We start from the raw sequence: 15581 nt of genomic DNA on the forward strand, positions 1-15581 counted from the left end.
CTAATGTTATCACGAATCTTGGCTGGGTGATCAAGAGGTTAACGTGTGCACCAGGAATCTATGCACTTGCTACACCTACTCCTCTAGCGTGCTCGTGTCGCCTTCGGGCTGACCCAGTGCGCGGGCCTTGAGCACGCGGCGCATGATCTTCCCGCTGCGCGTCTTGGGCAGCGACGATACGAATTCGATCTTGCTCGGCACCGCGATCGGCCCGATCTCGTGGCGGATATGCGCCTTGAGCGCCTCGGACAGCTCCTCGCTGGGCCGCTGGCCGGCCACCAGAATGCAGTACGCGTAGATGATGTTGCCGCGCACGTCATCCGGGATACCGATCACCGCCGCCTCCGCTACCGCCGCATGGCTGACGAGGCCGCTCTCGACCTCCGCCGTGCCAAGCCGGTAGCCGCTGACCTTGATCACGTCGTCCACGCGCCCGATGATCCAGATGTAGCCATCGTCGTCCTTGCGTGCGCTGTCGCCGGCGAAGTACCAGCCCTCGTGCGAGAAACGGCTCCAGTACTGCATCTCGTACCGGTCGGGATCGCCCCAGATCGTGCGCAGCATCGACGGCCACGGCTGTTTGATCACCAGCAGGCCGTCCTCGTTGGGGCCGCACGGATTGCCCTCCTCGTCCACGACGTCCACGACGATGCCGGGGAAGGGGCGTGTCGCGCTGCCGGGCTTGAGGCCGACCACCGGCATCGGCGTGATCATGAAGCCGCCGGTCTCGGTCTGCCACCACGTGTCCATGATCGGGCAGCGTTCGCCGCCGACCACGGTGTAGAACCACTTCCACGCCTCGGGGTTGATCGGCTCGCCGACGCTGCCGAGCAGGCGCAGGCTGGAGAGGTCGTGCTGGCGCGGCAGGTCGTCGCCGTAGCGCATCAGGCCGCGGATGGCGGTCGGCGCGCAGTATAAGATCGACACCTTGTACTTCTCGACAATCTGCCACCAGCGGTCGTTGCCGGGGAAGTTCGGCGCGCCTTCGTAGATCACGCTGGTCGCCCCGAGGATCAGCGGGGCATAGACGATGTAGCTGTGCCCGGTGATCCAGCCCGGATCGGCCGCGCACCACCACACGTCGTCGTCCTTGATGTCGAACACCCACGACAGGGTGGTCGAGGTATAGACCTGATAGCCGCCGTGCGTGTGCAGAATGCCCTTCGGCTTGCCGGTCGTGCCGCTGGTGTACAGGATGAACAGCGGGTCCTCGGCGTCCATCTGCTCGGTGTCGGCGTCCGGGCTGGCGGAGGCCATCACGTCGTGCCACCATTGATCGCGGCCCGGCGTCATGTTTACGTCCTGCCCGGTGCGCTTCAGGCAAACGACGTGCTCGATGGTCGGCGACTTGGCGGCGGCCTCGTCGGCGATGTCCTTGAGCGCGACGATCTTGCCGCGCAGCCACGCCCCATCACAGGTGACCAGCACGCGGCTCTTGGCGTCGTTGATGCGATCGGCCAGTGACTGCTCGCTGAAGCCGCCGTACACGACGCTGTGCGGCGCGCCGATCTTGGCACAAGCGAGCATCGCGACGACGATTTCCGGCACGCGGCCCATGTAGATCGTGACGACGTCGCCCTTCTTGACGCCCAGCCCGCGCAGCACGTTGGCGAACTTGCCGACCTGCTCGTGCAGCCAACCGTAGGTGATCTCGAGCGCGTCGCCCGGCTCGCCTTCCCAGTAGTAGGCGACGCGATCACCCTTGCCTGCGGCGATGTGCCGGTCGAGCGCGTTGTGCACGATGTTGGTCTTGGCGCCGACGAACCACTTGAAGAACGGCGCGTTGGAGCGATCGAGCACCTGCTCCCACGGCGCGAACCACTCGAGCGCCTCGGTGGCGCGCTTACCCCAAAACGCCTCGATGTCGGACACGGCCTGCGCGTAAAGCGCCTCGTAGTCTTTGATCGTCGCGACAGCCTTGACCTCGTCGGACGGATGGAACCACTCAGAATTGTGCAGCGTAAACTCGTCGCTCATGACGGCACCTTTCTAGGTAAGTCTTTTTGTGGGTCTGGCTTGCCCTGACTTTAGCGAGAGAACAGGCTTTTGGCAAAGAACCACAGGTTGGCAGGGCGCTCGGCAAGGCGGCGCATCAAGTACGGATACCACGCCTCTCCATACGGCACGTAGACGCGCACCTGATACCCCTCGGTAGCGAGCTCGTGCTGGCGCTGCGGGCGGATTCCGTAGAGCATCTGGAATTCGAAACGTTCGGACGGGGCGCTGCGCGTGTCGATGCTCGCCTTAGCGGCTACGATCATTTTCTCGTCGTGGGTGGCGATGCACAGATACGCCGGCGGCGGTGCGGCGAGGTACTCGTCGACGATCTCGCGGTACTGCTCGTCTACGTCGCTTTTCTCCGCAAAGGCTACGGTTGGCGGTTCGAGGTACGCGCCTTTGCATAGGCGGATGTGCGCGCCTTCGCTGGCCAGCGCGCGCATGTCGTCCTTGCTGCGGTACAGGTAGCTCTGGATCACAGTGCCGACGTTGGTGAATCCGTACTCGTCGCGCAGCGTACGGTAGATGCGCAGGGTGCGCTCGGTGTAATCCGACGACTCCATGTCGATCGTCACCGGGATATTCCCCAGCGACTGGGCCAACGACAGGATCTCGCGCATGTTGCGGATGCACAGGTCTTCGCTGATATCGAGGCCGAGTTGGGTGAGTTTGAGCGAAACGCTGGCCTGCAGCTTGTCGGCGGCGATGGCGTTGAGCAACGCGACATACTCGGCCACGACCGCCTTGGTCTCGGCTTCGTTGAGCACGCTCTCGCCGAGGTAGTCGACGGACACCAGCAGCCCTTCGGCGTTCAGCTTGCGGGTCACGTCGATGACTTCAGATCGCTTTTCACCGGCGACGAAGCGCCGCGCCACGCGCCTTGCAAGGAAGAAGCGGGACATTAGCGCACGCGCCCAACGGGCGGCCGAAAGGTACAGCAGAAAACTGCGCAGCATACGCACTCCTCGCGCGCGAACGTCAGCGAACGCGGTTGATTATACGGAGTGTCGCGCCGATTCGGGAGGCGGGAGGATCAGATTCCGGGCTTTCGGCCGTTCATGCTGACCGGCAGCATATACGCCGACTGAAGCTGAGCTTGCAGCGAGTCGCGATCGACCCGCGATGTCAGGTCGAAGCTGATCGGCGAGACCGACACAAGCCCTTCGTGCAGCACGGTATAGATGTCGCTGTCCGGCTCGGCCGTCGACGGGTCGAGGTTCTGCGAATAGCCGACAGCGCCGTCAACCGTGAGGTCGCGGCGCGGTGGCCGCACCGGCCAGAACAGGCGCTTGCGGCTGATGCGGGTGACCTTCCACGGCGTCTCAGGCGTCGCACGGGCCGGCACTTCGACCTTGAGCACATCGACATCGGCCGGGCGCTTGTTGCCGTTGAGCAGCCATTCGCCAAACATGCGGACGAAGTGGGCGGCGGTGCTGAAGTCGACCTCGCGCGAGTAGGTCAGGTGCAGGTCTTTCGGGACTTGCAGCGACGCGGCCAGCGCCGGAATTCCGAGGCACGCAGCTTCAATCGTCGCGCCGACGGTGCCGCTGATGGTGACGCCGTTCCCGACGTTTTCGCCATAGTTGATGCCGCTGACGACCAGCGACGGCCAGCGTGGCGCGACTTCATAGACACCGTGCTGCACCGCTTGCGCTGGCGTGCCGTTCACGGCGTAGCCGGTAATCTCGCGACCAGCGATAGTGAGGGTGCGCTCGACAATGTTGCCGCGGCTGGTGATCGGCATACTGCGCGCGGTGCCGCTTTGTTGTTCGGCAGGCGCGACGATCAGAATGTCGGCGACATCCGCAAACGCGCCGGCCGATGCCCACAAGCCGGGGGAGTCGATACCGTCATCGTTTGTGAATAGGACTAAAGGGCGTTGAACTGACATCGTTGATCCTAAATCCGCGAGCGGTAGAACGAAACGTCACCCGCGGGTTTCCTCAGCATAAATCCAAATGTTAAATCCCAAGTATTAAAGATCCTTAAACATAGCGCGGCCAAGGCGTGATCATTGCGTTATCGACACACGTCAACCGGGGCGTTGATCGCGCCAGATCGGGACGTTGCCCAGCGCCCGCGACACGTAGATCGCTGCGTTGGAGAGCGGCGTATCGGCGTCGTCGTCGGCCATCGGTTCGACGGCATTCTTGATCTTGTGTCCGTTCTTCGCGCCGAGATCCAGTTCGTCCTCGATCGTGAGCATGTGCCTGAATGATTCAGGACCTACGCGCAGGTTGATTTCCGCGTGCTGTGACATCAGACGCTTGCCGCGATGACTCAACACTTCCGAGACGTATACGCTGTCGATGGCGCGCGACGGCACCGCCCACGTCGTGCGCCTACCCAACCGTGCGGAAATCGAGGACGTCGCAGGATCGACGACGATACGGGTTGGCTGACGGGCGATCTCGACGCTGTTCTTGATAATCAGGAAGACCAGTATTGTCGCGACGAATATGCCCATATACGGCAGCAGGTGGGGTGCGGGCAGCAGTGTTCCCGCGTTCGGCAGCGCCAGTTCGACGGTGAGTGACAGCACCGAAACGGCAATGAATACAACGGTCCACAAGCCGTACCACAGAATGCGGCCGACACGGCTGCGACGCCAACGGCCCGCCAGCGCGAACTCGAGCACGTCACCGGCCTGATGCAGCTCCCAAGTGCCCAAGTCGATCGGAAGCGGTGGCAGCGGTACAGGCTCTGCCGGCGCGTCATCGCTCGGCAGCGCTTTTGGGGGTATGACTTTGAGGGGCAGCCGCGTGACCCGTGCAAGCGCCTGTGCGGCCCGATTGGCAGCGAGGTTGTGCCGCGCGCCGTCCTCATCCTGCCAGCGTACCAGCTCCACCCAGCGCGACATCCGCTGCGCGGCAAGCTCCGGCTTGACCACGAACCCGAGCTGCCACGCCATCAACGTCGGCGACCAGCCCAAGACCACGCTTTTCAATTCGTTCAGCGTGACGCCGCCTGCCGGCAGTTTCTGCAGCCGATTGAACTGAGGGCTAGAGGTCAGCGTTCCGTCGATGACGGCTTCAAAGATGACTCTGCGCAGTCCTTCTGCTAGATCGACCGCCACCCAACGATCCGGATGAAGTTCGACCGATACGGACTGATCTGCGCTGACGACGGTGAATTGCGACATAAGAACGACGACTCTGAGGCGGGTATAGGCAAACAACGCTTGAAGAAGTGGTCGCTATTATCGCACAATCGCACATGATGACTAGTTGAATTTGTTTCGCGGGGAATCGAGGCGACATTGCGCGTTCTGCTGCAGCGAGTAACGCGGGCACAGGTAACGGTTGATGGCAACGTAACGGGTGCGATCGAGCACGGGTTCGTGGCGCTCGTCGGCATTACGCACACCGACACCGAGGCCGAGGTCGATGCTCTTGCCCGCAAGACGGCGGTTCTGCGCGTGTTTGACGACGACGACGGCAAGATGAACCGGTCGATTCTGGACATTGGCGGGGCGGTGCTGGTCGTGTCGCAGTTCACGCTCTACGCTGACGCTAAGGGGCAGCGCCGCCCCTCGTACTTGATGGCTGCCCGGCCAGAACAGGCAGAGCCGATGGTCGCGTTGTTCTGCCGCAAGCTGCGCGATCAAGGTGTACAGAAGATCGCGACCGGCGTGTTCGGCGCAATGATGCAGGTGGAACTTGTCAATGACGGCCCGGTGTCGATTTGGCTCGACAGTGTCGATCACACGAGTGCGGCCAAGCAGCAGTAGACGCGTGAACATCGGTTCCTAACGCTAATGGCCCGTGACCCACGCCCGGGTTTGAACGTATACTGAGTTGTGACTTACGCAGCGAGCAAGGGTTACCACGTGCGCAAGCTCCTCGTTCTTGTGTTGGCTGCGGTCGGCATCTTTGTCGGGTGCCAGCCCCAGCAGGCAACTCCTCCCGAAGACCCGATGAGTCTTCTGCAACGCGCGGCGGACGCCGTGCGCGGCGCTCAGACCTTTAGACTCTACGTAGAGCAGTCCGGCGATAACTACGTCATTCCGGTCGTGTTGGGCGGGGGCGTCGTCAACGTTCAGTTTCGGTTCGCGCGCGCGCAGTATGTCAATCCCGACACGCTGCAGGCCAGCGTACGCATTGTCACCGAATCGTTCCCGCGGCTTGCGATGGATGTCGAGGTGTTCAGCATCTCGGCAGAACAATGGTTCCGAGTATCGCAGCTCGACTGGGTGAAGGAAGACTTCGCGCCCGGCTTTAACCCGGTGGCGCTGATTGCTGAGGACAGCGGTTTTCAGGCCGCACTGACCAGCCTTGTAGACCTGGACTATCTTGGCCGGACAATCCTCGAAAACGGCGTGCAGGTCCACCATTTGCGCGGCGTGGCGAGCGGGCCAAAGGTAAGTGCGCTGGTCGTCGGCCTGCTCAACATACAGGGTTTACTGCCGCTCGAGGTCTTCCTCGACGCCGAGACCGGTTTCCCTGCGCGCCTGATCCTCGAACTGCCCGGGACCGCGCCGACTGCTGCAGACGAGCCGACCCGCTGGACAATCAACGTCTACGACATCAATCAGCCGGCCGATGTCGAGCCGCCGAACGGAGTGGACTGGACGGCGCCAGCGATTGTCGCACCGGCCACCAACGCGACCACACGGATCCCTGTCGAGGCGCTGGCGCAGCTCGGCATCCTTGCTTTGGTTCTCGGCACCGCAATCGCTGTCCCGGTACTTCTGTGGCCGCGACTGCGGACTGCGACCGCAGCACCGGAACAGCCCGCTGCCGTCCGGCCATGGCTGATCGTTGCGATCGTAAGCGTACCGGTGTTCATCGGGGCGCTCGACCTGACGGTCGTGTCCGCGTTCCTGCCGGAACTCATCGTCGATCTCGAGATTCCGCTGCAAACCGGACTCGACGATGCCGCATGGATCGTCAGCGGCTATCTGCTGGCGTATGCCATAAGCATGACGTTTATGGGGCGCGTGAGCGACCTTGTCGGACGGCGGATGGTGTATGTCGTTTGCCTCGGCGTGTTCGCGGCAGGGTCGATTCTGGTCGCTGTGGCGCATCTCGGCCCAACCGACTTCTTCCACAGCCTTGCGCTCCGCCTCGGGCAGGTGCCTGACCGGCCGAACATTACGCTCGCCGTGATCATTCTCGGTCGTGTGGTGCAGGCGCTAGGCGCCGGGGCGCTCGTACCGGTCAGCCTCGCGCTGGTCGCTGACGTGTTCCCGCCGATGCGTCGCGCGAGGGCCTTGGGCGTGATCGGCGCCGTCGATACGCTGGGCTGGGTGCTGGGCCACCTATACGGCGGGATCGCAGTGCAGTTCATGCCGTGGCAAGGATTGTTCTGGATCAATGTGCCGATTACCGCCGCCGCATTGGTGTTGATGTTGGTCGCCCTGCGTGGCGTGCCGGACGTGCGTGAACGAAGCCGGTTCGATTTCGTCGGTGCGCTCTTGATCGTTCTCGCGCTTGCCGGGCTGACGCTCGGCCTCGGCGCAAACATCGAAGTGGGCGTCGATGTATCCGGCTTCGAAGACCTTTCGCCGCTGCCGGCATACGCCGCACCGGTGCTGCTCGGCGCGGCGTTGAGTTTCATCTTGTTTATTTTCGTCGAACGACGGGTTAAGTCGCCGTTGATCGACTTGAAGATGTTCCGGCGAAGGGCGCTCTCGGTCGGACTGCTGGCGAACCTGTTCGTGGGGTACGTCTTGTTCGTGGGTCTCGTGACAGTCCCGATTCTGGTCAATGTCCGTCTGGAAGGCACATCGACGTTGCAGGAGACGGCGCTCGTCGTGGGCCTGATGTTATGCGGCCTAACCGTGCCGATGGCGATGGCGGCCTTCCCCGGCGGGTGGCTGAGCGAACGGATCGGCGCGCGGACGACGACCGTTGCAGGCTTGTTGATCGCCGCGTTCGGATTCGTGTTGGTCTGGCAGACATGGACCTACACGGTGTCGGATGCGCTGGTCGTCCTCGAAATGATCATCATCGGGGTCGGTATCGGCTTGACGTTCTCGCCGATCAGCGCGTCGGTTATTGACACTGCGGACGAGCATCATCGCGGGGTAGCGTCTGCGCTGGTGATCGTGCTGCGGCTCGTCGGCATGACGCTCAGTGTGTCGACGCTGACGGCACTGGCCCTCACGCGCGTGAACGCGCTGCTATCGGAGCGCGTCGGGGTTGTCCAGGGGCTAGAAGACATCAACGCCGCCGCGCAGATCACCGTCGAGGTATTGGCGGAGGTTGGACTGATCGCAGCAGTGCTGTGTCTGATCGGTGCGGGCATCGCGCTGCTGCTGCCGAACACCCGCACGAGTGGGGGGCAGTAGGGGCCGCGCGAAGGCACTTTGCTCTTGACCGCTCACCGCGATTGTGCTATCTTCTACAGCACATTGCGGGTGTAATTCAGTGGTAGAATGTCTGCTTGCCATGCAGAATGTCACGGGTTCGAGTCCCGTCACCCGCTCAGCACAACCCCGGCACACGCCGGGGTTTTTGTTTGCCTACGGTAAGTCTTCCGTGTCGTCGGCGCTGCGCCGGCGGATCGGCTGATCGTCCGGGTGCAGCGCACTGCCGGAGTATCCCATGTCGCGCAGGCGATCGTGTTCCAGCGATTCGAGCTGTGCAGCGACCCTACCGTAATCGGCAGGCGGGATTGGCCGGTCGGTGCCGTCGGGGCTGCGATAGACGTAGCCCGTGCCTGCGCACCAGTCGCAGTCGCCTGACTCGCCGGTGAAGTCGTCGGTTAGCCAGCCATATCCGTCGCACGACGGGCACCGCACTATGGAATCCGCCATCTCAGCCTCCGGTGCTGCCCGCTGGGATGTTTAGCGGCACGTATGGCCCCTGCGCCCACCAATCGGGGAACGGCTCGTAGTTTTCCGCGCTGAAGTACCAGTCAAAGATGCGCCGGGCGATCGGTGCGCTGACCTGCGATCCTTCGAGCGATTGGCTGACGACGATGGCGACTGCGATCTCCGGGTCTTCGGCCGGGCCGTAAGCGACAAACCATGCGTTCGGATAACGGGCGGTTTGCGCCGTGCCGGTTTTGCCGCAGATACGGTAGGGCGCGTTGTCGAATCGGATGTAGGCTGTACCGAGGTCTTCGTCAGCAATCGCGCCGCACATGCCAGTCTGGATTTCCTCCAGTACGCCGGGTTGGAACTCGATCGTATTGAGGACTTCCGGTTCGAAGGTCTGCGACACCGCTGCACCGTCGAAGCCGCCGACCTGCTTGACGATCGTCGGCTTGTAGACCGTGCCTCCGTTTGCGAGCGTCGCGACCACCACCGCCATTTGAATCGGCGGAACTGACACGTTGCGCTGGCCGACGGCGATACTGATGGCCTCGCTGGTGAAGCTCGGCGTGTCGAGGTCGGCGGCAGCTTCGACCGCCCCGGTGAAGATGCCATACGGTTCGCCGAGACCCAGCATGCGCGCATATTCGGCGAGCTTGTTGCCTTCGGCGTTGTATAACTCCGCCCCATACTGCCAGAAGAACGGATTACACGATGCCATAATCGCCTCTGCCGGCGTGATGTCGCCTGCCGGCGGGAATCCGTCGGTCTCGCGCCAATCTGGGCGGCTGTCGACGTCGTCTCCGACTGGGCGACCCTCCCAACGTAAGCCGCAGGTGAAGACGTCTCCCGGAGAGACAATCCCTTCGTTTAGAACCGCCGTCGCCGTAATTAGCTTGTAGACCGAACCCGGTGCGTAGCGCGACTGTGTCGCGTGATTGATGAATGGCTGGCGTGTATCGGCACTGACCTGCTGTAGCAGCTCGACGCGGCGAGCCGGTTCAGGCGACGTCGGATCGAACAACAGCGGGTCGAACAATGGAAAGCTGACCATCGCCAGAATCTCGCCGGTCTTGACGTTGAGCACCACCGCTGCGCCGTCGGCCGCGACCTGCGGGCTGCCCCATGTCGGGTACGCGAAGTCGTAAGCGTCCGCCATCGCCTGCGCCACGACCAACTGCAGCTCGCGGTCGATCGTCATCTGTACCGGTGTCGGCGCGCTGCCGCCGATGCTGGAGAATTCGCGCAAGATAACGCCGCCGGGCTCGGTAATGCGCAGGGTGCGCTCTGGCGTGCCTGCCAGCGCGCGCTCGAACATACGCTCGACGCCGCCCTGACCGATCAAGTCGCCCGCGCTGTAGCCGAGCGCCTCGTACTGCGCCTGCTGGTCGGCGGTGATTTGTCCGACGTACCCGGCGACATGCGACATCGCGTTGTTGCCATAATACGTTCGTGTTTCGCGGTCGAGCGTGATGCTCACGCCGCATGTGGACGTCAACGCGGCCTGATTGGCGTCGTAGACCTCGGCATTCAGCTCGGCCAGATAGAAGATCGTCTCCGGGAAGTTGGCGGCGAACAAGAGGTCAAAAGCAACGAACGGCCGGCGGGTCAGCCGCGAGATGAGCGCCTTGCACCCTTCTTCGTCCGTCATGTTCGCGCGCGCAGTGTACAGTGTCACCACGCGACCGCGCCCTGCCACGATCCGGCCGTTGCGGTCGTACAGGTTGGCGCGCGGGGCAAGGTCGCCGTCCGATGTCAACTCGCCGGTTGACGGGAGTTCGGCGAAAATGTCCATACTCGACCACGCCACACCCCAACGTCCACCATCGTTGACGAGGCGCATCGTCCGGCCAGTGTCGACGATCTGCCCGAACAGGCCGGATTCGATCGTCACGTCGTAAGTGACGGCGGCTGTCAGCCCTTGAAGATGGATATCGCCAACCGAAAAGTCGACGCCTTCAAGCCCCATCGCGGTGTTGGCAACGGTGTAGCGGTTCGAGAAGACCTCTTGCGGATACGTCTCCTGGCTTTGCCGGCTGAGCAGCGCCCACATCGCGGCGCTGTCAGCGCGATCCCAAGCGGTCAGAAATGCGTCGACCGTCTGACGCGCGCCCTCGTCTTGCGCAGAGAGCGGAACGACCAATGCGGCCAGCAGCAGCACGGCGGCGATCGTTCGGAATGCACGGGCGATGCGCATGCAGCCTCCAAGTCGTGCGGACATTCGGTAGCAACTATAGGGTGTGCGCCCCGCCGAGTCCAGCCGTTTGTGATATGATTGAAAGACGATTAGACAACGATTTCTGGGTGTTGTACCGCATGGCGCGTGTGATCATCTGTGTACTTGCGGTGCTCGTGCTCGGTGCGTGTTCGCTCGAACTTGAGACTCCGGCAGCTGGCGATGGAGAGATCGGGCGAGTTCACTCAGTGATTGACGGCGATACCATTGACGTAGATTTGAACGGTGAGACCGTCCGCGTGCGCTATGTCGGCGTCAATACGCCAGAGCGCGACGAAGTGTGTTACAGCGATGCAACCCGCGCCAACCGCGCGCTGGTGGAACGCCAGACCGTGCGTCTGGTGACCGACGTCAGCGACACCGACCGGTTCGGGCGTCTACTGCGCTACGTCTACGTAGGCGACACGTTCGTCAATCGGCAGCTGATCGCCGATGGTTGGGGCGAGGCCGTCCGGTATGATCCTGACGTGCGCTTCTACGATCAGTTCGTGCAGTTGGAGAGCGAGGCCGAACGTGCCGGCCGCGGTTGCCACCCGACTGGGATCTTCAATGATGGATCCACAACCCGCTAACGTTACACCCGATGTCGGACCTGACGCGGCCCGGCTTCGCGTGCTTTCAGGTCAGCGCAGACGCGTTTGGCTGTTGTTTCTGGCGGGTTTTGCCGTGTTCGCAACCGTCTTGACTGCGGTTGTGGCTGCAGCGGGACCTCACATTGGAGTGTTAGCCAATCTGGTTGCGATTACGGTCTGTTTGGTTCCGCTGCTTCTCGTGTCGTTTGCGGTCATGATCGGCACGGCGGCCGCGATTTGGGGCGTCGGGCGGCTGGATGCCGCCGCTGTGCGCCAGACCGCACGCGCGGAGAACGCGGCTGCGGATCTCGCTGAGCGCACGCGCGATGTCGCGCGCGCTGGCGGATCGCGGTTGATCGGTCTGTCGGCGGCCGTTGAACGGCTCGCCCCCCTCTGGAATATCTTCGATAGTGAGGAGACGAAAGGAGACGGTGATGGAGCCAAACGCGCAGCGGATGACACGCCTGCCCACCCGTAACGGTCCGGTTAAGTCCACCAATTCGGCTGAGAAACGCTCGCTAGTCGGCTACCTCTTGGGGGGAGTAGGGGGGCTTGCGCTTGGTCTGCTGAGTACGTACTTTTTCCGCCGGGCTTCCCACGAAAACGAAGAGGGTCCGCAGCCGATCCAGACTGCGCAGTTGTTCGGGCTTGCTCTAACGCTGCTGACGGTGCTGCGCCAGATCGCGGAGATGGGCAAGCCGCCTCATAGACGGGGAAGAGGATAGTTCGCTATGTGTGGACGATTTGTACTGACTGCCGATGCCGAGACTTTGCAGATGGCGTTCGATCTTGAGACCACGCCAGCCCCGCTGGTGCCGCGCTATAACATTGCGCCGACTCAACCCGTCGCCGTCATTACCAACGCGGCCCCCAAAGAGCTGACATATCATCGCTGGGGGCTTGTACCTTCGTGGGCGAAGGATATTTCGATCGGTAGCCAGATGATCAACGCGCGCGCCGAGACTGCGGCGGAGAAGCCGTCGTTCAAGAATGCGCTGCGCCGCCGCCGCTGTCTGATCCCGGCCAGTGGGTTTTATGAATGGCCAAAGAAGGGCCAAAACCCGCTTTTCATTCACCTTAAGGACAACTCGGTGTTCGCGTTTGCCGGCCTGTGGGAAATCTGGCGCAGTCCCGACGGTGACGAACTGCACACGTGCTCGATCCTGACGACCGAGCCTAACGACTACATCGGCCAGTTTCACAATCGCATGGCGGTCATCCTGCCGCGCGACCGCTACGCCGATTGGCTGTATGACGGCGAACTTCAAGCCGCGGAAGCGCTGTCGATTCTGACGCCAGTAGACGAAGACAAGATGACGGCGTACGAAGTGTCGAAACGGGTCAACAGCCCAGCCTTCGACTCGCCGGAGAACATCGAACCGCTTGGCACACAGGCGGGCTTGCTGTAATGCGGTTGGCCGTTGCGCTTATCCTGGTCTTCGCGCTGGCGGCATGCGAGGCGACGACCGTCCCACCCGCGCCGGTGACGCTTGACGCGCCGCTGGCGCCGGTTGCAACCCCGGTCGCACCGGCAGGCACGCCGCCTACGCCGGATCGGCCGACGCTGACGCTGGTGCCCAGCAATACACCGTTTGTCCCGCCAACTTCCACCGTGACCCTTGCGGCAGGCCCGACCGATGAACCGCTGCCGACTGACGACCCCAATCAGGTCGTCGTTACGCTGAACCCGCTGGTGATCACCGATGTCGAACCGCCGATCCGGATGCGGCTTCCCGAAGGCTGGACGACTGCGTCAGACGCCATCATCCTCCCGGAGTTTGACGGCTCCGGAGTGGTGCCGTTCGGCTACTATCGAGGTCCGATTACCGGTGGTACGGGCGTGATCACCGTGCTTTATGGGTTTCCGAATCTCGTGTACGGATACGGAGACCGCAGCGCTAACGTGTATTCCGACGCGCTGCGCCTGCTGTTGTTCGCCGTCATCGAACCAGAGTGCGAGTACTCGTTCGATGAAGAGCGCCCGTTCCGCATGGGCGAGCTCGCCGCGCGCGGCACGTACTATGCCGCCGACGACTGCCCGGACGGGCTGCCCAGCCTCAAAGGATGGTTCGCGGCGTTCAACGTCGAAGGACTGAACATCGCCGTTTATGCGTACGTCGAGCCGCTGGAGGCGTACGACGGCCCGGGCCGGGCCGAATTGGCGGCCATATTCGACAGCGTCACGGTTGACTTGTCGCTGCTTGCCACCGAGACTCCAGCACCATAACACGTGAGAACGTAAGGAACGCCCAGTGAACTGGATGAAACGAATCCTGCTGCTTGGCGCTGTATTGGGTTGCATATTCGCCCCGGCGCTTGCTCAAACAACCGAAACGCCGCCACCCGACGGCACGACCACGCCAACCGAAATCCTTGCGACCCTGCCGCCCCCCGAGCGCCCAACCGCGCGCACGACGCTGAGCATCGGGGCCATCGACGTGCAGTTGTACTTTGACGATATCAAGCAGGGCGGGGTGGGTGTGATTCATGTGGTCGGAGACGGGGTCACGGCGGCGCGCGCCGAGTGGCTGGGCGACATCATTCCGTTCTTCCCCGCCCGTGACGATGGCCTGTTCGCGATCCTGTCTGCCAATATCGAGCAGACATCTCGCGAGTACGACCTGACCGTGTACGTCGATACCGCGGTGGGGACGTCATCGGCGTCGACGCGTGTTCGCGTCGGGCAGGGCGGATTTGTCCGCAGTACGTTCACCGTGCCAACCGACCGATCGTACCTGATCGATCCCGAGATCGAGCGCGCAGAGTTCGCGCGGCTGTACGCCGTGTTTGAGGACAACATCGCGCCGAGACAGTGGGACGAGACCGGCTTTGCGATGCCGATCTTTGGCGAGTATACGTCGCCGTTTGGCGAGCTGCGCCTGTTGAACGAGGTTGTCGAGACGCGCCATACCGGATGGGACATGCGCGCCACTGTCGGCGTCCCGGTACAGGCTTCTGCGGCGGGAACAGTGGCGTTTGCCGGGGTGATGGACATCCGCGGCAACTACGTGATCGTCGACCACGGCCAAGGCGTGTTCAGCGGATACGCGCATTTCTCGCAAATTCACGTCACGCGCGGCCAAGAGGTCACCGCAGGTCAGGTGCTCGGCATGACCGGGAACACGGGGCGCAGCAGCGGGCCGCACCTGCATTGGGAGATGAACATCAACGGCGATTGGGTCGATCCGCGCACCGTCTCGCGGACGTGGCTGCCCTAACGCGACGCTAGTCTCGCTCGTCGAGCGCCGTGTAGCGCAAGAATGCGCGCTCTTGCTGGGTGATCTCGTCGGGGAAATCCAGATCGACCGCCGACTCAAGAATGCGATAGGCCTTCTTGATATAACCGCGTACCGTGCTCAGGCCGATTCCGAGTTCATCAGCGACCAGATACGCCGGCATACCGCCGAGCCACAGCTCGAGCGCCTCTTTGACGCGCGCGGTGAGCTGAGGAAATTTCAAACTGGGCGGAAGCACCGAGGCACGCTGCAAGCGCGGCGGGACTCCACGAACCGCACGCACAGCATCGGCGACACCGGGCGTAACGGTAAAGTCCCGTTTCTCTGAATACACGATTGCCCATCCGATACGCAGGTTGACCTCATGCTTGAGCAGGAAGGCCTTAGCGCCCTTGTCGGCTGCGGCAGCGACAAGGTCGAGGTCGAGCTGTTGGGCAAGGCACACGACGCGGCAGCGCGGCAGTTCTTCGCGCAGCTGTTCAAGCGTACGGCGCAGGTCTCCCGGGCCACCGACATGATTGGCGTCGATCAGCAGGTAGTCCGGTTGTTCGGCAATCGGTACCGTCTGCAGATGCCGCCACATGCCGTCGAGGCTGTCGGTGCGCAGGGTGACGCGAGTGCGCCGATCCCATGCCAAAAACGTATAGATCGCGTGGCGCGCATACGTGTCCGGATCGTAGATCAGCACTTTGAAGTTATAGCGCGTGATCGAGGTCATGGAAGCCCCCCGGCGTGTTACAAGTCCCCCGGAAGTATACGACCTTACGGCCCGTGTCGCA

Annotated in this window: 14 protein-coding genes and 1 tRNA gene; 8 read left to right on the top strand and 7 right to left on the bottom strand. The window is 62.7% G+C overall.

Features of this window, described 5'->3' with window-relative positions:
• Positions 1 to 75: 75 nt before the first annotated feature.
• From acs to IPM16_02215, 4 genes are all read right to left on the bottom strand, one after another.
• Positions 76 to 1977 carry an acetate--CoA ligase gene (acs, locus tag IPM16_02200; GenBank protein ID MBK9121922.1) on the bottom strand — a complete coding sequence of 634 codons (1902 nt, stop codon included), beginning with the start codon at positions 1975 to 1977 and terminating at the stop codon, positions 76 to 78.
• 50 nt (positions 1978 to 2027) lie between these two features.
• Positions 2028 to 2954, bottom strand: a complete 927-nt coding sequence (locus tag IPM16_02205) for a proline dehydrogenase family protein (GenBank protein ID MBK9121923.1) — start codon at positions 2952 to 2954, stop codon at positions 2028 to 2030.
• 77 nt (positions 2955 to 3031) lie between these two features.
• Entirely contained in the window at positions 3032 to 3889 is an 858-nt protein-coding gene (gene surE, locus IPM16_02210; GenBank protein MBK9121924.1) for a 5'/3'-nucleotidase SurE, read from the bottom strand.
• Positions 3890 to 4030: 141 nt separating this feature from the next.
• Positions 4031 to 5140: a hypothetical protein gene (locus IPM16_02215; protein ID MBK9121925.1), complete on the bottom strand. Its 1110-nt coding sequence runs from the start codon at positions 5138 to 5140 to the stop codon at positions 4031 to 4033.
• Positions 5141 to 5257: 117 nt separating this feature from the next.
• On the opposite strand from IPM16_02215, the gene IPM16_02220 reads away from it, so the two are divergent.
• The 3 genes from IPM16_02220 (at position 5258) to IPM16_02230 (ending at position 8427) form a co-directional block, all read left to right on the top strand.
• The gene (locus tag IPM16_02220) at positions 5258 to 5728 is read left to right on the top strand and encodes a D-tyrosyl-tRNA(Tyr) deacylase (GenBank protein ID MBK9121926.1); all 471 of its coding nucleotides are present in this window, start codon (positions 5258 to 5260) and stop codon (positions 5726 to 5728) included.
• Positions 5729 to 5827: 99 nt separating this feature from the next.
• Positions 5828 to 8290, top strand: a complete 2463-nt coding sequence (locus tag IPM16_02225) for an MFS transporter (GenBank protein ID MBK9121927.1) — start codon at positions 5828 to 5830, stop codon at positions 8288 to 8290.
• Positions 8291 to 8355: 65 nt separating this feature from the next.
• A tRNA-Gly gene (locus IPM16_02230) sits at positions 8356 to 8427 on the top strand.
• 37 nt (positions 8428 to 8464) lie between these two features.
• Here IPM16_02230 and IPM16_02235 read toward each other — a convergent pair.
• Together IPM16_02235 and IPM16_02240 are read right to left on the bottom strand one after the other, a co-directional pair.
• Complete coding sequence (locus tag IPM16_02235) at positions 8465 to 8758, bottom strand: hypothetical protein (GenBank protein ID MBK9121928.1); 294 nt, start codon at positions 8756 to 8758, stop codon at positions 8465 to 8467.
• 1 nt (position 8759) lies between these two features.
• A complete protein-coding gene (locus IPM16_02240; protein MBK9121929.1) occupies positions 8760 to 10955 on the bottom strand; it encodes a hypothetical protein in 2196 nt (731 codons plus the stop codon).
• Positions 10956 to 11074: 119 nt separating this feature from the next.
• Between IPM16_02240 and IPM16_02245 the strand changes: the two genes are divergently transcribed.
• The 5 genes from IPM16_02245 to IPM16_02265 all read left to right on the top strand — a co-directional run bounded on the left by IPM16_02245 (position 11075) and on the right by IPM16_02265 (position 14784).
• Complete coding sequence (locus tag IPM16_02245; GenBank protein MBK9121930.1) at positions 11075 to 11566, top strand: thermonuclease family protein; 492 nt, start codon at positions 11075 to 11077, stop codon at positions 11564 to 11566.
• Positions 11544 to 12044, top strand: a complete 501-nt coding sequence (locus IPM16_02250; GenBank protein MBK9121931.1) for a hypothetical protein — start codon at positions 11544 to 11546, stop codon at positions 12042 to 12044. Before IPM16_02245 ends, IPM16_02250 begins: the two co-directional genes overlap by 23 nt.
• A gap of 253 nt (positions 12045 to 12297) precedes the next feature.
• Positions 12298 to 12975, top strand: coding sequence for an SOS response-associated peptidase (locus IPM16_02255; GenBank protein ID MBK9121932.1), 678 nt, complete (start codon positions 12298 to 12300; stop codon positions 12973 to 12975).
• Positions 12975 to 13793, top strand: coding sequence for a hypothetical protein (locus tag IPM16_02260; protein ID MBK9121933.1), 819 nt, complete (start codon positions 12975 to 12977; stop codon positions 13791 to 13793). Before IPM16_02255 ends, IPM16_02260 begins: the two co-directional genes overlap by 1 nt.
• Positions 13794 to 13818: 25 nt before the next feature.
• Positions 13819 to 14784, top strand: coding sequence for a M23 family metallopeptidase (locus IPM16_02265; protein ID MBK9121934.1), 966 nt, complete (start codon positions 13819 to 13821; stop codon positions 14782 to 14784).
• A gap of 7 nt (positions 14785 to 14791) precedes the next feature.
• Here IPM16_02265 and IPM16_02270 read toward each other — a convergent pair whose 3' ends face one another.
• A complete protein-coding gene (locus tag IPM16_02270) occupies positions 14792 to 15520 on the bottom strand; it encodes a response regulator transcription factor (GenBank protein MBK9121935.1) in 729 nt (242 codons plus the stop codon).
• Positions 15521 to 15581: the final 61 nt, after the last annotated feature.

This window comes from Candidatus Flexicrinis affinis (genome assembly GCA_016716525.1).
GTDB classification, from domain to species: Bacteria; Chloroflexota; Anaerolineae; order Aggregatilineales; family Phototrophicaceae; genus Flexicrinis; species Flexicrinis affinis.